Origin of the sequence: Streptomyces sp. NPDC006476, assembly GCF_040612015.1 — a bacterium.
GTDB lineage: Bacteria > Actinomycetota > Actinomycetes > Streptomycetales > Streptomycetaceae > Streptomyces > Streptomyces griseorubiginosus_B.
This window is the reverse complement of the sequence record NZ_JBEXPK010000013.1, coordinates 1-17085: the sequence shown is the minus strand read 5'-3', so window position 1 is coordinate 17085 and position 17085 is coordinate 1. Positions and strand designations below refer to the sequence as shown.

Annotated in this window: 15 protein-coding genes and 3 pseudogenes; 12 read left to right on the top strand and 6 right to left on the bottom strand. The window is 70.2% G+C overall.

Annotation, left to right across the window (positions count from 1 at the left end; genetic code table 11):
- Window positions 1-15: 15 nt before the first annotated feature.
- Together ABZZ74_RS16410 and ABZZ74_RS16405 are read left to right on the top strand one after the other, a co-directional pair.
- Entirely contained in the window at window positions 16-771 is a 756-nt protein-coding gene (locus ABZZ74_RS16410) for a dienelactone hydrolase family protein (protein WP_356765328.1), read from the top strand.
- 184 nt (window positions 772-955) lie between these two features.
- Window positions 956-2155 (top strand): glycoside hydrolase family 64 protein, encoded by a 1200-nt coding sequence (locus tag ABZZ74_RS16405; RefSeq protein ID WP_356765326.1) that lies wholly within the window; start codon window positions 956-958, stop codon window positions 2153-2155.
- Window positions 2156-2207: 52 nt separating this feature from the next.
- On the opposite strand, the gene ABZZ74_RS16400 is transcribed toward ABZZ74_RS16405, so the two are convergent.
- Both ABZZ74_RS16400 and ABZZ74_RS16395 read right to left on the bottom strand, forming a co-directional pair.
- Complete coding sequence (locus ABZZ74_RS16400) at window positions 2208-4601, bottom strand: M4 family metallopeptidase (RefSeq protein WP_356765324.1); 2394 nt, start codon at window positions 4599-4601, stop codon at window positions 2208-2210.
- 278 nt (window positions 4602-4879) lie between these two features.
- Window positions 4880-6151, bottom strand: coding sequence for a hypothetical protein (locus tag ABZZ74_RS16395; protein ID WP_356765322.1), 1272 nt, complete (start codon window positions 6149-6151; stop codon window positions 4880-4882).
- 523 nt (window positions 6152-6674) lie between these two features.
- Here ABZZ74_RS16395 and ABZZ74_RS16390 point away from each other — a divergent pair.
- Together ABZZ74_RS16390 and ABZZ74_RS16385 are read left to right on the top strand one after the other, a co-directional pair.
- On the top strand, window positions 6675-7055 hold the full coding sequence (locus ABZZ74_RS16390) for a helix-turn-helix domain-containing protein (RefSeq protein ID WP_356765320.1): 381 nt from the start codon (window positions 6675-6677) through the stop codon (window positions 7053-7055).
- Between the two features lie 60 nt (window positions 7056-7115).
- Window positions 7116-7658, top strand: a complete 543-nt coding sequence (locus tag ABZZ74_RS16385; protein WP_356765318.1) for an FABP family protein — start codon at window positions 7116-7118, stop codon at window positions 7656-7658.
- A 45-nt stretch (window positions 7659-7703) separates the two neighbouring features.
- Here ABZZ74_RS16385 and tnpA read toward each other — a convergent pair whose 3' ends face one another.
- Window positions 7704-7979, bottom strand: coding sequence for an IS200/IS605 family transposase (tnpA, locus tag ABZZ74_RS16380; protein WP_356765316.1), 276 nt, complete (start codon window positions 7977-7979; stop codon window positions 7704-7706).
- A gap of 13 nt (window positions 7980-7992) precedes the next feature.
- Here tnpA and ABZZ74_RS16375 point away from each other — a divergent pair.
- Window positions 7993-8465 (top strand): annotated as a pseudogene (locus ABZZ74_RS16375) (transposase); the annotation flags it as partial.
- Between the two features lie 27 nt (window positions 8466-8492).
- On the opposite strand, the gene ABZZ74_RS16370 reads toward ABZZ74_RS16375, so the two are convergent.
- Window positions 8493-9353 (bottom strand): helix-turn-helix transcriptional regulator, encoded by an 861-nt coding sequence (locus tag ABZZ74_RS16370; protein ID WP_356765314.1) that lies wholly within the window; start codon window positions 9351-9353, stop codon window positions 8493-8495.
- 127 nt (window positions 9354-9480) lie between these two features.
- Here ABZZ74_RS16370 and ABZZ74_RS16365 point away from each other — a divergent pair, with 127 nt between their 5' ends.
- Both ABZZ74_RS16365 and ABZZ74_RS16360 read left to right on the top strand, forming a co-directional pair.
- A complete protein-coding gene (locus tag ABZZ74_RS16365; RefSeq protein WP_356765312.1) occupies window positions 9481-10299 on the top strand; it encodes an SDR family oxidoreductase in 819 nt (272 codons plus the stop codon).
- A gap of 162 nt (window positions 10300-10461) precedes the next feature.
- Window positions 10462-11358 carry an MHYT domain-containing protein gene (locus tag ABZZ74_RS16360; protein WP_356765310.1) on the top strand — a complete coding sequence of 299 codons (897 nt, stop codon included), beginning with the start codon at window positions 10462-10464 and terminating at the stop codon, window positions 11356-11358.
- A gap of 42 nt (window positions 11359-11400) precedes the next feature.
- Here ABZZ74_RS16360 and ABZZ74_RS16355 read toward each other — a convergent pair.
- Window positions 11401-11670 (bottom strand): annotated as a pseudogene (locus tag ABZZ74_RS16355) (FAD-dependent oxidoreductase); the annotation flags it as partial.
- Between ABZZ74_RS16355 and ABZZ74_RS16350 the strand changes: the two are divergent.
- The 4 genes and pseudogenes from ABZZ74_RS16350 to ABZZ74_RS16335 form a co-directional block, all read left to right on the top strand.
- Window positions 11671-11763: pseudogene (locus ABZZ74_RS16350) on the top strand (DUF5914 domain-containing protein); the annotation flags it as partial.
- A 100-nt stretch (window positions 11764-11863) separates the two neighbouring features.
- Window positions 11864-12883 carry a MerR family transcriptional regulator gene (locus ABZZ74_RS16345; protein ID WP_356765308.1) on the top strand — a complete coding sequence of 340 codons (1020 nt, stop codon included), beginning with the start codon at window positions 11864-11866 and terminating at the stop codon, window positions 12881-12883.
- A gap of 33 nt (window positions 12884-12916) precedes the next feature.
- Window positions 12917-14422, top strand: a complete 1506-nt coding sequence (locus ABZZ74_RS16340; protein ID WP_356765306.1) for a metallophosphoesterase — start codon at window positions 12917-12919, stop codon at window positions 14420-14422.
- Window positions 14423-14515: 93 nt separating this feature from the next.
- Window positions 14516-15544, top strand: a complete 1029-nt coding sequence (locus ABZZ74_RS16335; protein ID WP_356765304.1) for an LLM class flavin-dependent oxidoreductase — start codon at window positions 14516-14518, stop codon at window positions 15542-15544.
- 2 nt (window positions 15545-15546) lie between these two features.
- On the opposite strand, the gene ABZZ74_RS16330 is transcribed toward ABZZ74_RS16335, so the two are convergent.
- Window positions 15547-16521 (bottom strand): TauD/TfdA family dioxygenase, encoded by a 975-nt coding sequence (locus ABZZ74_RS16330; protein ID WP_356765302.1) that lies wholly within the window; start codon window positions 16519-16521, stop codon window positions 15547-15549.
- Between the two features lie 298 nt (window positions 16522-16819).
- Between ABZZ74_RS16330 and ABZZ74_RS16325 the strand changes: the two genes are divergently transcribed.
- Window positions 16820-17085, top strand: a 266-nt coding sequence (locus ABZZ74_RS16325; RefSeq protein ID WP_356765300.1) for an endo-1,4-beta-xylanase, incomplete at its 3' end; no start/stop codon positions are given.

The following is a 17085-nucleotide window of genomic DNA, read 5'->3' as shown; positions in this document are numbered from 1 at the left end:
AGAGAGGCAGCCCCCATGACCTCCGTACAGGGAACAGCCCTTGACATCACCACCGAGGACGGCGTCGCCGACGCCTATGTGGCGCACGCCGCCGACGGCAGCGCCCGGCCCGGTGTCCTGATGTACATGGACGCCTTCGGGCTCCGCCCCCACCTGAAGTCGATGGCCGACCGGCTCGCCGAGGCCGGTTACACGGTCCTGGTGCCCAACGTCTTCTACCGGAGCGGACGTTCGCCGGTCTTTGACCTGCCGGAGTTCATCGACCCGTCGACCCGGCCGCAGATGTGGGAACAGATCATGCCGGTCATGCAGGCCCACACCCCCGAGCGCGCCAAGCGGGACGCGGGTGCCTACCTCCAGTGGCTGGCGGACTCCCCGCTGGTGGCGGACGGCCCGGTCGCGGTGACCGGCTACTGCATGGGCGCCCGACTGGTCCTGTACACGGTTGGAGCCCATCCGGACCGGGTCGCCGCCGCGGCCGGTTTCCACGGCGGGCGGCTGGCGACGGACGACCCGGACAGCCCGCACCTGGAGGCCGAGCGCGTCACGGCGGAGCTGTACTTCGGCCACGCCGACGAGGATCCCTCCATGCCGCCCGAGCAGCAGCAGCTGCTGGAGGAGACGCTGACGGCGGCGGGCGTACGGCACCGCTGCGAGGTCTACGCGGGCGCGCCCCACGGCTACACCCAGGCGGACACGGCCGCCTACAACAAGGAGGGTGACGAGCGGCACTGGGCGGCGCTCCTCGACCTCCTCGACCGCACCTTCTGACCACCACCCACCAACGACGGGCGGCGCCCGCGGAGTTCGCTCCGCGGGTGCCGCTCGTCGTCTTCCGTTCAACTCATTGACATGCACGCGCCTCGGTGCCACCTTGAGAGCGCTCTCACCATGGTCCGGACCATTCCCCTCAGGTCATCCCCCCACAACAGATGAACCCCCACGGAGGTGGAGCGTGCCCAGAAGGCTCACTCACCGGCTGCTGGCCCCGGCCGCGGCGGCCGCCCTGCTCGCGGCGGTCCTCGCCGTCCATTCACCGTCGTCCGCCGACGCGGCCGTGCCCGCCACGATCCCCCTGAAGCTGACCAACAACTCCGGCCGGAGCGACGCGGTCTACGTCTACACGATCGGCACCCTGCTCTCGACCGGCCAGCAGGGCTGGGCGGACGCGAACGGCACCTTCCACGCATGGCCGGCCGGCGGCAACCCACCCACTCCCGCACCGGACGCGTCCATCCCCGGACCCGCCGCGGGCGGGTCCACGACCATCCGGATCCCCCAGTTCTCCGGGCGGATCTACTTCTCCTACGGCCAGAAGCTGGTGTTCAAGCTGACCACCGGCGGCCTGGTGCAGCCCGCGGTGCAGAACCCCACCGACCCCAACCACGACATCCTCTTCAACTGGTCCGAGTACACCCTGAACGACTCCGGCCTGTGGCTGAACAGCACACAGGTCGACATGTTCTCGGCTCCCTACGCGGTCGGCGTGCAGCGCTCCGACGGGACCACGGTGAGCACCGGGCACCTCAAGCCGGGCGGATACAACGGGGTCCTGGGCGACCTGCGCGGCCGGTCCGGCGGCTGGGCAGGGCTGATCCAGACCCGGTCCGACGGCACGGTGCTGCGGGCGCTGGCGCCGGGGCACGGACTGGAGTCCGGTGCGCTGCCGGCGTCCGTGATGGACGACTACATCAACCGCGTGTGGCAGAAGTACGCGTCGACGACCCTGACCGTCACACCGTTCGCCGATCAGCCGAACACCAAGTACTTCGGCCGGGTCTCGGGCAACGTCATGAACTTCACCAACGGTTCGGGCGCGGTCGTCACCAGCTTCCAGAAGCCGGACGCGGACAGCGTCTTCGGCTGCCACAAGCTGCTCGACGCCCCCAACGACCAGGTGCGCGGGCCCATTTCACGCACCCTGTGCGCGGGCTTCAACCGCTCCACCCTGCTGGTCAACCCCAACCAGCCGGACAGCTCCGCGGCGAACTTCTACCAGGACGCGGTGACCAACCAGTACGCCCGCGCGATCCACGCGCAGATGGCCGACGGCAAGGCCTACGCGTTCGCCTTCGACGACGTCGGCAACCACGAGTCGCTCGTCCAGGACGGCAGTCCGCAGCAGGCGTATCTGACCCTCGATCCCTTCAACTGACGCCGAACGGGCCTCACCCCGCGCGGGGTGAGGCCCATGGCGGTGCGAAGGCTCAGCCGGTCGTCAGGGCGGTGTCGTCGACGACGAAGCTGGTCTGCAGCGAGGAGTCCTCAATCCCGCTGAACTTCAGGGTGACGGTCGAGCCCGCAAGGGACGACAGGTCGAAGGACTTCTGGGTGTAGCCGGAGGCGGCGTTGAGGTTCGAGTACGTCGCCAGGGTGCTCGAACCGGCGGTGACCGTCAGCTTGTCGTACGCCGTGCTGCCGGTCTCCGCGGTGTCGATGTGCAGATAGAAGGTGAGCGTCGCCTTGCAGCCGCTCGGGATGGTCACCGACTGCGAGAGCGTGTCGGTGTGGGTGGAGCCGTACCCGTCGAGCCAGGCGTAGTACGAGCCGCCGTGGGCGCTCTCGCTGCTGGAGTTGGTGATCACTCCGCTGGAGGCGGTCCAGGTGGTGTTGCCCGACTCGAAGCCCTGGTTGCCCAGGAGCTGGGCCGAGGTGCAACTGCCGCCGCCACCGCTGGAGCTGACCGTCCAGGTGAAGGAGGCGGTGCCGGTGGCCCCGGTCGAGTCGGTCACCGTGACGGTGGTGCTGTAAGTGCCGGCCGTCGTCGGGGTGCCGGAGATGACACCGGTGGAGCTGTTGATCGACAGGCCGGTGGGCAGTCCGCTCGCGGCGTAGCTCAGGGAGCCGCTGTTGGTGCTGCTCGCGGAGATCTGCAGGCTCACCGCGGTGCCGACGGTCGAGGACTGGCTGCCGGGGTTGGTGACCGTGACGCCGCTGGTCGGCACCGTGATGTGGCTGCCGACGTTGATGCCCGCGAAGGCGTTGCCGACGCCCGCGTACTGGGTGGAGCCGGTGCCGTACAGCGCGGCGGCGGCGTTGAGGGCGGCGGTGCGGGCTCCGGCGTAGTTGGTGCTGGACGTCATGTACGTCGTCAGCGCCTTGTACCAGATCTGCAGCGCCGCGGCGCGGCCGATGCCGGCGACGGCGACGCCGTCGGAGGTGGGGCTGTTGTAGGTGACGCCGTTGATGGTCTTGCTGCCGCTGCCCTCGGACAGCAGGTAGAACATGTGGTTCGCCGGGCCCGAGGAGTAGTGGACGTCGAGGTTTCCGACGCCCGAGTACCAACTGTCGGCCGACGAGCCGTCCTTGCTGGGCTTGTCCATGTAGCGCAGCGGGGTGCCGTCGCCGTTGATGTCGATCTTCTCGCCGATGAGGTAGTCACCGACGTCGGAGGAGTTGTTGGCGTAGAACTCCACGCCGGTGCCGAAGATGTCGGAGGTCGCCTCGTTCAACCCGCCCGACTCACCGCTGTAGTCCAGACCCGCGGTGTTCGACGTGACGCCGTGGCTCATCTCGTGACCGGCGACGTCGAGCGAGGTCAGGGCGTGGGTGCCGCCGGAGCCGTCGCCGTAGGTCATGCAGAAGCAGTCGTCGTCCCAGAAGGCGTTGACGTAGTTGCTGCTGTAGTGGACGCGGGAGTAGGCGGCGTTGCCGTCGTTCTTGATGCCGCTGCGGCCGAAGGTGTTCTTGTAGAAGTCCCAGGTCTCCTGGGCGCCGTAGGCGGCGTCGGCGCCGGCGGTCTGGGTGTTGGAGCCGGATCCGGTGCCCCAGACGTCGTCGGAGTCGGTCATCAGGGTGCCGGTGCCCGAGGTGCCGTTGCCGAGGTTGTACGTCTTGTGACCGCCGCGGGTGGTGTCGTACAGCTGGTACGTCGACCCGGACAGCGTCGTGTTGAGCGTGACGGTGCCGCTGTACTGGGTGTTGCCGGTGCCTGTCTCGACCGCCTGGTAGCGGTGGAGCTCCTTGCCGGTGGTGGCGTCGGTGATGACATGCAGCTTGCTGGGCGTGCCGTCGTCCTGGAAGCCGCCGATGACGGTCTCCCACGCGAGCCTCGGGGTGCCGGTGCCCGCCCAGATGACCTTGCGCGCGTTGTCGGCCCTGGTCTGCTTGGCGCCGAGGGCCTTGGCGCCGGCGAGGGCCTTCGCCTCGGCGGCCGACTTGGCGACGGCGGCCGTGGTGGTGGCGACCTTGACGGTGTGCCTGTTGTTGAACGTGGTACTCACCGTGCCCGCCGCGCGGGAGGCGGGCGGGGTGTGCACGACGAGGTCGCCGCCGAGGACCGGCAGACCGGCGTAGGTGCGCTCGTAACGGGTGTGCAGCGTACCGTCGTTGTCCTTGACGACGTCCTTGACGACCAGCTTCTCCTTGGCCCCGAGGCCGAGGGTGCGGGCGGTCGCGGTGGTGTTCTGCTGCGCGGCCCTGATCAGGGCGGTGTGCTGCGCCGGGTTCAGCTTCGCCTCGACGCCCCCGGTGCGCAGGGGGCTGGGGCGGGCGGATGCCGGCTCGGCGTTCGCGGGGACCGACTGCATGCCGACGGCGAGGACGGCGGCGGTGGAGAGCAGGGCTCCTACCGCGGTCCGCTTGCGGGGGATGCGTCTCACTCGTTCTCCTACTGCTGCGGCCGCGTGGGGCGACCGGTGAGAGACCGGGCAGCCGGGTCTGCTGTCCGGGACGAGCCGAGCTGTGCGGGACCGGGCACGCGCGGCGGCGACGTGCGGCTACCGTGCGGTAGTTGAGAGGGAGAATGACAGACTTGTCGGTGACATGTCAGCAAGTAAGGAACGCGTCAAGGGTTATCCCTCGGTGAGGGGCGGGTGCAAGGCGCCCGCCCCTGGCAGAATTGTGCTTCACCTGTTCTTTCGCTGTGCCACGCCTACCGCTACCGCACGAAGGTGATCGGGTACGGCGACGGACCGCCGTCCAGCAGATGGTCGTCACGGCCCTTGAGGAACCGGTCGAAGAACGAGGCCACCAGCGCCCGGTTCGCCGCCACCGCTCGATGTGCGTCGACCGTCCCGACCGCCGCGTCCAGCGTCGCCGCCGGGACCCGGCCCGCCAGCTGCGGCAGCAGCGCCTTGGCGTCCGTGAACGAGGCGTGCACGGAGTCGTCCAGCGTGACGTCGGCCTTCCAGCCGCGCTGGTGCCGCCAGAGCGACGCCCACGACGGCTCGCGGAGCACATCGCTCCCGTCGTCCGCCGAGCTGTTGCCCATCAGCAGAAACGGCCGGTCCAGTCCGTGCAGGGCGACCTCGCTGAGGTTGGTTCCGTCGGGCTTGGCGGTGTACTCCAGCGTGCCGTCCAGATTGACGCCGGCTTTGATCCGCCGATCGCCGTACATCATGTTCGCCGCCGTGAACCCGCCGGCGGAGTGCCCGAACATGCCGATCCGGTTCAGGTCCATGCCGTCGCTCAGCCGCTTCGGCAGACGCGTCAGCCGGTCCAGCACCAGTTCGGAGTCGGCGATGCGCGTGTCCATCAGCTTCGTGAAGAACGCCAGGGTCGTGCCGTTGCGGAACGCCTGGTCCCAGGCCGCCGTCATCGGCCCGTTGCCCACCACATGGCCGTCCGGGAACTGCACCGCCGGGGCCTCCCCGGTGTGATCGACGGTGACCACCACGTAGCCGCGCGAGGCGAGGTCCTCGACCAGGGACACGTTCCAGCCCCTCGGGTCCCCGGCACCGGGCGAATACAGGACGACCGGGAAACGGCCCGGTGCCATGGCGGCGTCCGCGACCGAGTGCGTCCTCGTGGCGGCCCAATCCACCAGACCGGCCGGCAGCATGTCGCTCTCCTCGACCGCCGCACCGGTCGCCGCTGCCACGGCCGGCGGGAACTGTTTCGTGAAGGGCCGCCCGCCCGTGTGCACCGCCGGGTAGAACACGCTGATCATCAGCTCCCGGTAGGACCGGCCGGCCACCCACGGGTCCGCGCGCTTGCCGTCGGCGAGCCGGAAGGACGACTCGCCGGTGGCATAACGGCCCCGCGGCGCGGGAAGCGTGAGCGTCACCCCCTTCGCAGGCTTCGACGACCCCGCCGATGCCGGCGCGGCGTGCGAGGCGGACGCGGCCGAAGCGGGGACGACGGCCGTCACGCCAAGACCGGGGACGACGAGGCCGGCCAGACAAGCGGCGACGAGACGAGAGCTGCGCATGGAGGTTCCTTCGGATGCGGCGCTGCGGTGCTCGGACACATCGACCTTCGCAACGCGCCTTTCCGTGGACCATCGTGCTGCCAGGCCTTTCCCCCCTCGGGAAATCCCTACCGGGGCAGGGCGGGCAACCGCCCGATGACGGTCGGCGGGGAAACGGCATGCTGCGCCCTTGCGGGAGGCAGGCAGGAGTAATGGCCACTGACGTCACGATCATCGGTGCCGGACTCGGCCGCCTCACGCTCGCCCGGATCCTGCAACGGGCCGATGACGGCACGGGCGGGAGCCCGGAGGTGCTGCGCGGCGAACTGCGGCAGGCTCCTCGACTCGCTCCCGGCCAGCACGGTCCGGTGCCGCCGCCGAAGGCGCGTACCTCCACGAGTTGTTCTACGAAGCCGATGCGCCCCGGTCTGATCGGCATGTTCTCCGGAAGAGGAGACGGTCGGTCTCCTGTGGTTACTGAGGAACCACAGGAGAGTATGATCCGTCTTTCGAGGACGTGCCGCTCAGTGACTGGGGGAATCTGATGGGAACCAAGCAGGCCGGTGGCTCGGTCGACGCGGCGGATCTGCGGCGGGCGGACTCGTTGGCGCGGGAGATCTTCTCCGACGTGGCCAACAAGTGGGCGTTCCTGATCATCGAGGCGCTCGGCGAGGGCACCCTCCGCTTCACCGAACTGCGCAAAGAGATCGAGGGCGTCAGCCACAAGATGCTCACCCAGAACCTGCGGATGCTGGAGCGCAACGGCCTGGTGGAGCGGACGGTGCACCCCACCGTCCCGCCCCGGGTCGAGTACACCCTGACCGACGCCGGCCAGGGATTGCGGGCGACGGTCGACAGCATGTGCGACTGGACTCACCGGTACTTCGGCCACATCGAGGCGGCTCGCAGCCGTTTCGACGCCTGACGCAGGGGGCGGCGGCCCTAAGCTCTGCCCCGGCACCGGCACAACCCGAGGAGCGCAGCCGTGTTCGACGTCGTAGCGGAGTACCCGTATCCCGAGAGCCGACGACCGGACGCCGCTCCTCAGCCGCATGAGCTGCTGCAACCCGTGCTCGGTCTGCTGGGGGTGTGGCGCGGGCGCGGCGCGGGCGAGTATCCGACGCTCGATGCCGACTTCTCGTACGCGCAGGAGGTCACCTTCAGCCACGACGGTCGGCCCTTCCTGCGGTACGAGGCCCGGGCGTGGCTGATCGACGCTGACGGTGCGCCCGTGCGACCGGCGGCGCGCGAGAGCGGGTGGTGGCGGCTGCAGCCGGAGGGCCGGGTGGAGGCGCTGATCACCCAGCCGACCGGGATCGCCGAGATCGCGGTGGGCCGGGCGGCTGACGATGTGGTCGACCTCGCCACCGACAGCGTGGCCCTGACTCCTACGGCCAAACAGGTCGACGCCACCCGCCGCCGCTACACCCTCACCGACGAGGACACCCTCGCGTTCGTCCACGACCTGGCGGCGGTCGGCCAGCCGTTGCGGCATCACCTGTCGGCGACGTTGCGCCGCGAGCGGTAGGCGGGGTCGGCCTTTCAGCATGATCTAGCGCGGAAGCCCGGGCGTTCACGCCCGGGAGGAAGCGCTTCTCAAGATAGGGGTGACCCGCACGGGTGGGCACTGTTGTCCTGAGTCGGGTTGCTTCTGGTTCTCGATGTACTCCTTGATGATCGCTGGCGGTGCGCCGCCACAGGATGCGGCGAAGTAGGACGGGGACCAGAAGTGGTCGCCCCACAGGTACGTGCGGATGTGGCCGGAGAACTCCTGGCGGAGCCTGCGGGCGGAGACGCCCTCGAGGGAGCCGACCAACCGCGAGATGGCGACCTTGGGCGGGTGGTGCACGAGCAGGTGGTCCGGCTACCAGGCCGCCGGACGCGCCCTGAACCGGTATCGCAAGAGGCAGCTTGCCCTGCGGGCCAAGCTCCACAAGAAGCGCACCAAGTCCGCCAAGCGCCGGCTCAAGGAGCGCTCCCGCCGCGAGGCGCGGCACCTGGAAGAACTCAAGGGAATCCGGCAGAGGGTACGGCTTGGCAAGCCCCAACGGGTCGCGCTCCACTCCTGGTCCTTCGCCCAGCTCGCAGACTTCATCGTCTACAAGGCCAAGCGGGTCGGCGTGCCCCTAGTCTTCGTCGATCCCGCTACACGTCCCAGACACGCGCCCAGTGCGGCCACGTCGACAAACGCAACCGTGTCGATCAAGGACTTTTCATCTGCCGGGGGTGCGGGGTCGTTGCCCACGCCGACCGGAATGCTTCCCACAACATCGCCGCCCGTGGCGAGAGCGTGTGGAACGCGGGGCGTGAGTCACGCGTCCCTGCCACCCGATAGGGGTGTCTGGACAGAGGAGTCCCCGGGTCAAGTTGACTTCTCGGATACGGCTTGGTCGCGGTCGGGCCGGTCGGCCGTGAGGCTTCCCAGGAGAGCGAGGGCCTGTTCCGAGGTGCTGCCGGGGGCGGCCTGGTAGACGACCAGTTGCTGGCCGGGGGCACTGTTGACGGTCAAGGACTCGTAGTCCAGGGTCAGTTCACCCACGAGGGGATGCTGGAAGCGTTTGGTCTCGCGGGTCTTCTGGCGGATGTCGTGGCGGGCCCACAGGCGCCGGAACTCGGCGCTCTTCAGGGAGAGTTCGCCGACCGTGCGGATCAGGCGGGGGTCGTCGTGGCCCGTGCCCGCCGAAGAGCGCAGTCCGCCTACGGTGTTGACGGCGACCCGCTCCCAGTCCGGATAGAACGTGCGCGCGTCCGGATCCAGGAACACCAGCCGCACCAGATCCTCGCTGTAGGTGTGGCCGGCGAAGAGGGCCTTGCCGAGGGCGTTGTGCGCGACAACCGTCAGGCAGTGGTCCAGGACCACGGCCGGGGTGCGGTGCCAGTCGTGCATCATCCGCAGCAGGACCGGGCTGACCCGCTCGGCCCGTGCGCGTGACGCGGGCCGTTTCGGAGCCGGGTGGGCCAGGCGGTGCAGGTGGTCGGCGGCTTCCATGTCCAGGCGCAGGGCCTGGGCCAGGGCGTCGACCACCTGGGCGGAGGGGTGCCGTTCGCGGCCCTGCTCCAGCCGTACGTAGTAGTCCGAGCTGACACCGGCCAGCAGCGCGACCTCTTCCCGGCGCAGCCCTGCGACCCGGCGCCGGCCCGTGATCGGCAGGCCACTGTCCTCGGGGCTCACCAGGGCGCGCCGGGCACGCAGATACTCGCCGAGCGGGTTCGCGCTGTCCATGGCCTCACCCTAGGCACGCGCGCCCCGGGAAGGGAGATCGGAGGGTGGCCGTCGTACTCCTAGGATCGGCGCTCGGCGGGGAGCGGCGGCCTGGTGCGCCGATCCGGCCGGCACCAGGCTCAGCGGCATGACTTCTTCATCTCCCCACCGGGACACCACGCTTGCGACCTACGACACCTACCGCCCCGCCCCGCCTCTGACCGGTCGGGTCGCCGTCGTCACCGGCGCCACCAGCGGCATCGGCGCCGCCACCGCCCGCCGGCTGGCGGCCGGGGGTGCCGATGTCGCGCTCCTGGGCCGCCGCGAGGACCGGCTCGAGGAACTGGCCGAGGAGCTCAGGGCGACGGCGTCCGGCACCGTCCTCCCGTTCGCCGTCGACCTCACCGATGTCGAGGCGCTCGACGGCGTCGCCGAGGCCGTCGGCTCGGGTCTGGGCCGGGTGGATCTCGTCGTGGCCAACGCCGGGGTGATGCTCGGCGCTCCCTTCGAGGCGGCCCGGACCGACGAATGGGACCGCATGCTCGACGTCAACCTGCGCGGTGTGCTGCACACCGCGCGGGTCTTCACCGGCGGTCTGCTCAGCGCCGCGGCCGAGGGGCGTGCCGCGGATCTGGTCCATGTCGGCTCGGTGGCGGGCCACTCCCTGTATCCCAACTGGTCGGTGTACTGCGCCACCAAGGCCGCGATCGCCCACCTCACCCGCAATCTGCGCGCCGAACTGGGCCCTCGCGGGGTTCGCGTGCGTACCGTCGAACCAGGTGTGACCGTCACGGAACTCGGCGCGGACATGGGGGACGACGACATGCGGACGGCGCTGGACCGGATGCGCAGCGATCTGCGTCCGCTGGCCGCCGAGGACGTGGCCGAGGTGATCGCCTTCTCCGCCGCCGCGCCGGCGCACGTCAACATCGCCGAACTCGTGGTGGTGCCCGTACAGCAGGGCTGACCCCGAACGGTCGATCATGGCGAGAACTCACCCATGGATGACCGGAGTCGATCGCCGGTAATTGAGAAAAATTCAATTACCGGCGGTAAGCTCTTGATTCCGTGGGGTGCTTGCCCGTAGACCTTGCTCCACAACCGCCGTGGCTCTGGGGGGAGTTGGCGTATGCAAGGCACGATCGACGGGTTCCGCTATGGCGCGGTGACCCCGGTGGCGGCCTATCTGATGGCCTGCCTGGGAGGGGCGCTCGGACTGCGGTGCATCGTCCGCTCCCTGCTCAACCAGCAGTCCTGGAAACACGGTTGGCTGGCGCTGGGCGCCGCGTCCATCGGCTGCGGGATCTGGACGATGCACTTCATCGCGATGCTCGGCTTCCAGGTCGCACAGACCGGGATCCGCTACGACGCGGGGCTGACACTGCTGAGTCTGGCCGTGGCGATCGTCGTGGTCGGCATCGGCGTCTTCATCGTCGGCTACCGCGGTGCGGACCGGGTCACCTTGGGCGTCGCGGGTGTGATCACCGGCCTGGGCGTCGCCGCGATGCACTACCTCGGCATGGCCGCCATGCAGGTCAACGGGGACATCGTGTACGACACCGCCACCGTCGGCCTGTCGGTGCTGATCGCGATCGTCGCCGCGACCGCCGCACTGTGGGCGGCGGTCTCCATCCGCGGGTTCCTTGCGAGCCTCGGCGCCAGCCTGGTGATGGGCGTGGCCGTGTCCGGCATGCACTACACGGCGATGGCCGCGGTCAGCGTCCATGTGCACGGCTCCGGCACCTTCGCGGGCGACTCGCCCACGTCCCTGCTGCTGCCCATGCTGCTGGGACCGGCGGTCTTCCTGCTGCTGGCCGGTGTGGTCGTCATGTTCGACCCGCTGCTGGTGCTGGGCGACGGCGAGTGGAACCGGTCGCCGTCACCCCCTCGGGCCGACCCGCCCGCGCCCCGGCCCGAGGGCACGCTGCTCGGCGGTCCCGCCGTGACCGCGCGGGCCCGGCAGGAGACGTACGGCACCGCACCCGCCGCACCGCAGTGGACCCCGCCGCGCGCCGACGACTGGTGACGTCCGAAGGGTGCGCGGGCCGGTCACTCGTCCGGCGACAGCTCAGCCCGACCGCCCCACCCGAGATGCCGCCTTCCGGTGCTCGGCACGGCGCAGACGGAGACGGCCGTGGTTGGGCACGGTCCACAGCGGGTGACCCCGCACTCCCCATTCCCGCAGCAGGGCGTTGGCGGCGAGGAAGCCGCTGGTGGCCGCCCGTTCCATCAGGGCGACAGGCAGATCGGTGCGGACGAGCTCACCCGCGAGCACCAGTCTCGGGTCCGGCGTCCTGACCCCGGGTCGGTCGCCGTACCCGCCGACGGGGAACAGGGGGTAGAAGCGGTCGTGGCCTGCTCGGAGCGTCCCGGCTTCGCCGCGGCTCGTACGGCGGCCCCGGTGCTGCGCCGGATCATGACGGCGGCGGCCTGACGCCTGTGGCGCGACGACCTCGTCTACGCCGAACGCCGCTGGCTGCTGCGCTCGACGGCCGCTTCCCCGGCTGAGGCGGGCGGTTCACAGGGTGGCCATGGACGGGCCCGAGGCGGACGCAGGCGCGTCCTCGGATGCCGGGGTGACCACCGGGTTCCTCGCCCGGCGTCTGGGGGTCAGCCCCACCACCCTGCGCTCCTGGGACCGCCGATACGGGCTGGGCCCGGCGACCAGGGCGCGGGGAAGCCATCGCCGGTGGACGCCCGCCGACGTGTCCATGCTCCTGGAGATGTGCCGCATGACGGCCGCCGGCATTCCGCCGGCGGAAGCGGCCCGGACGGCGATGGAACACGCCGGGAGAAGCACCCCGCAGTCCCCGTCGGCGCACCACCTCCCAGCTGTGGACGAGCAGGTGGCGGAGCCTTTGTACGCCTCCCGGTCCGGCAGCGGGCTGCCGTTGGGGAGCGTGCGCCAGGAGTGCAGGGGCCTGGCCCGCGCAGCGGTCCGGCTGGACGCCTTCGCCGTCCAGCAGCAGCTCACCGCCGCGATCAGCGCGCATGGGCTGGTGGTCGCGTGGGAGGAGATCCTGGCTCCCGCCCTGCAGGCCGTCGGACGCAAGTGGCAGTCGGCCGGTGAGCGTTACGTCGAGGTGGAGCACCTCCTGTCCTGGCACATCTCCGCGACCTTGCGCCACCTGTACGTGCGCGGCGCGTCCGCTCAGCAGGGGGCGCACTCGTCTCCGGTGGTGCTGGCCTGCGTTCCGGGCGAGCAGCACACGCTCCCGCTGGAGGCACTGAACTCCACACTGACCGAACGCGGGGTCCCCACCCTCATGCTGGGCGGAGCCGTGGCCCCGGACGCGCTGATCGCCGCGGTGCGGCGCGTGGGTCCGGCGGCCGTGGCCCTGTGGTCGCAGTCGGTCTCCACGGCCAGTACGCCGTTGGTCCAGCACCTCATGGAGACCCGCTGGGGCGTTCGCGGTGCCCGAATGCAGAGCCGGGTGCTGCTGTGCGGTCCGGGCTGGAAACGGACCCGGATTCCCGGCCCGCTGCGCCCGCGTGGCCTGCACGAGGCGCTGCGCGTGCTGAGTGCCCTGGATCTTTCAACTCCCGCCTGAGCAACGGGATTGGCCTGTTGTTACGGTGCACCGGTGTCTGAATCCTCACGCGATACCGCCGCGGGTGCCGGCTGGGGCGTCGCGGAACCCGGTGAGTACAAGCGGCTGATGCCGTCCAAGGTCGAGAAGCTCTCCTGGCTGAGCCCCAGGACGCTGTGGGCCGCCCGCAACGGTGTGGTGGCCTCGTGGTTCGGGGACCCGACGGGGCACACCCGCAGCAGGTGGGTGGCCCAGCGGGAGGCGGCGGGGGCACCCGCCGACAAGGTGATCCGGCGTGCGGACCCGGAGCGGTTCTCCTTCATGCTGATGGGCGACACGGGTGAGGGCGACGACTCCCAGTACGCCGTGGTTCCGGGCTTCTTGAAGATCGGTCGGGGGACGGACTTCGCCGTCATCGCCAGTGACGTCATCTATCCGGTCGGCAGCGCCGACGACTACGGCACCAAGTTCTTCCGTCCCTACCAGGACTACCCGGCGCCGATCTACGCGGTGCCGGGCAACCACGACTGGTACGAGGACCTGGGTGCCTTCATGCGGGTGTTCTGCGGCAACGCCCCGGCCCTGCCCCGTGAGGCGGCGCCGCGGCGCTTCACGCGGGCGTGGATGCGTTCGCTGTTGTGGCACCGGCCGCGCTCCAACGACGGACAACACCTCGACGAGGAACGGCAGTTGAGGTCCGCACCCGAGCAGCAGGCGGTGCAGCCGGGGCCGTATTGGGCGATCGACGCCGGACCGCTGCGCATCATAGGCATCGACACGGGTCTGCTGGGCACCATCGACGCCGAGCAGGGCGCCTGGCTGCGTGAGGTCTCGCAAGGGCCCCGCCCGAAGATCCTGGTCACCGGTTCGCCCCTGTACGTGGACGGCGAGCACCACCCGTGCACGATCGAGGGTGGGGGCGGCACCGTCGACGACATCGTCCGCGACCCGGCACATCACTACGTGGCGGCGATAGGCGGCGACATCCACAACTACCAGCGCTATCCGGTCCAGGTGGAGGGCCGCACCATCCAGTACGTCGTCTCGGGCGGCGGCGGCGCGTTCATGCACGCCACGCACACCATCCCGCGCGTCGACATCGCGAACGTCACGGAGAAGGACTTCCGCTGCTATCCGCTGCGCGGTGACTCCCTGGCCTTCTACAGCCGCCTGTACGGCCGCCGGCTGCGGCTGCGCCGCTTTTTCACGCTCACCGAGGCGGAGGCGATGGCGGTGATCGCCGAGCGGCTGGGCATCCAGCCGACCCGTACGCCGGGCGGACCGGTGCGGGTGACCCGGCGGGTGCGTCTGGTGGCGAGCCTGCTCGGCGCGGGCGGCCGCCCGGACCGTACCTCGCGCTTCCGCCTGCCGGTGCGCAAGATCTACACGCAGCTGTTCTCTCCGAGCTCGGCGACCTACAGCCCGCCCTTCTTCAAGAGCTTCCTGCGCCTGGACGTGAGTCCGGAGGCGGTGCGGGTGCGGTGCTTCGCCGCCACCGGCAACCGTGCGCAGGAGATCGAGCCGCCGATCGAGGACGAGTTCGTCATCGCGCTGACCTGACCGGATCTTGACCCTGGGGGCGGAACACTTCTCGCGACGTCCCGGTTGGCACTGCCGTACTACTTGATTCATCAAGCAACGACGGAGGAACCCGTGCCGCCGACCTCTCGCCCCCTGCGCAGGCTGGGCTTCTTGACCATCGGACTGTTCGACGAGGCCGATCCGCGCCGGGGCCACGAGTCCACGCTCGAGATCATCGAGCTGGGCGAGCGGCTCGGCTTCGACAGCGCGTGGCTGCGCCACCGGCATCTGCAGTACGGCATCTCCTCCCCCGTCGCCGTGATGGCGGCGGCCTCGCAGCGCACCCGCCGCATCGAACTGGGCACGGCGGTCATTCCGCTCGGCTGGGAGAACCCGCTGCGGCTGGCGGAGGACCTGGCGACGGTGGACATCCTGTCCGGAGGCCGCGTCAACCCGGGTGTCAGCGTCGGTCCGCCGATGCACTTCGAGCAGGTCAAGGAGGCGCTGTATCCGGACACCGCGGATGCGGAGGACTTCTCCTACGAGCGGGTGCGGCGGCTGCTCGCCTTCGTACGCGGCGAGAGCGTGACCGACGTCAGCGGCGTCGAAGGTTTCGAGGTTTTCTCCGATCGAGTGCAGCCGCACTCCCCCGGCCTGGGCCGGCGTGTGTGGTACGGCGGCGGCAGCCTCAGCTCGGCGCGCTGGGCAGGCGAGCACGGCATGAACTTCTTGACCAGCAGCGTCGTCAAGGTGGAGGAGACGGAGGGGCCGTACGACTTCGCCGAGATCCAGCTCTCCCACATCCGCGCCTTCCGCGATCGGCACCCGGACGGGGAAGGCGCCCGCGTCTCCCAGGGCCTGGTCGTCATCCCGACCGACTCCGCGACGCCGGAGCAGCGCAAGCGGTACGAGGAGTACGCGGCCAAGCGCACCCCTCGTACGACGTCACCACAAGGCCCCGCGCGGCTGCTGTTCGCACCCGACCTCGTCGGCACCTCGGACGAGATCGCCGAGCGGCTGGCCGGACACGCGGCGTTCCGCGAGGTGGACGAGGTGGCGTTCGCGCTGCCGTTCACCTTCGAGCACGAGGACTATGTGCAGATCCTGACCGACATGGCCACGAAGCTGGGCCCCGCGCTCGGCTGGCAGCCGTCGGTGTGAGCTCACCAGCGCCCGGGTGCGGTGCCGGTGATCGGCCGGGACGGCGTGCCGTCCACGCTGACGGGGACGTCGCCGGTGAGCATCACGCGGTGCATGATGCGCGGGAAGTCGAGGTGGGCGTTGTCGCTGGGTGCGAGGTGGATGGTGGCCCGGTTGTCCCAGAAGGCGACGCTGCCCGGCTCCCAGCGGAAGCGCACGGTGTATTCGGGCCGTACCGCCTGTTCCAGCAGCATGTCGAGCAGGGCCCGGCTCTCGGGGCGGGAGACGCCAGTGATCTGTTCCAGGTAGTAGCCGTTGACAAACAGCACCCGCTCCCCCGTCTCGGGGTGCACGCGCACCAGCGGATGCTCGGAGGCGACCTGGTGGTCCAGCAGATGGCGCAGGTAGCTGTCGTCGCCGGGGCGGGGCTGGTAGCCGACGCCGAGACGGTGCTCGGCCCGCAGCCGGTCGGCGAAGTCCCGTACGGGCGCTGAGAGTCCGGCGTAGGCGGCGGCCAGGTTGGACCAGGTCGTGTCGCCGCCGTAGGGCGGTACGGTCTCGGCGCGCAGGATCGTCGCCGCCGGTGGGTCGACGCGGGCGCCGTGGTCGCAGTGCCAGCCGCGCAGCAGGGTGTGCCGCCGGCGCTGCAGCCACTCCTCGTGCTCCATGCCGAACTTCCCGCCCAGTTCCAGCCGGTCGGCGGTGGTCTCCACCTCGGGGACGTCGGGCGGCGAGGCGCTGCCCCGCTTGCCCAGCACGACGGGCTGTCCGAACCGGCGCGCGAAGGCCACGTGGGCGGCGTGGTCGAGCCGTTGACCGCGGAAGAACACGACCTTCCAGCGCAGCACCGCCGCCCGGATCGCGGTGACGACGGCGTCGTCGAGGTCACTCGCCAGGTCGACGCCCGTGATCTCGGCTCCGATGTGCCCGGCGACCGGTTTCACCTCGATCCCGGCCGCCCGTCCAGCCGTTGCCATCGCATCCCACTCCGCCGTCATACGCGCTCCGTCGCTCGTCCGTGGCGGTTCGGTGCGAGCCGCCACGGAGATCGTGACAGCGTTTCCGGCGCCTGGCGACAGGGTGTCGCGAGCCGCCGACGGGGCACGTGGCGGGGCCACCGGGCGGGTCGAAAGTTTCGAAGTGAACGACGAATGATGCGAGAAGCATTGACGCTTCCTGTGGGCCTCCTATCATCCAAAGACGTCCGAGAAGACGGTCGACGTTCGACATATCGATCCTCGGATGTCATGTCCCGCTCAAGTGCGTGCGCACCCCACACCACCGCAGAGGAGCGTCATGAACCCTCTCCACCCCTTACGAGGGCGTCGGCTTTCCGCCGTCGGCCTGATGGCCGCCACCGCACTGCTGGCCGCCGGAACAGCGGCCGCGGCGCCCGACGCCACCGTCAAGGCCTCGACCCTCGGGGCCCAGGCAGCCCAGTCCGGGCGCTACTTCGGCACCGCCGTCGCCGCCGGGAAGCTCGGTGACTCGACGTACTCCACGATTCTCGACCGGGAGTTCAACATGATCACCCCGGAGAACGAGATGAAGTGGGACACCAC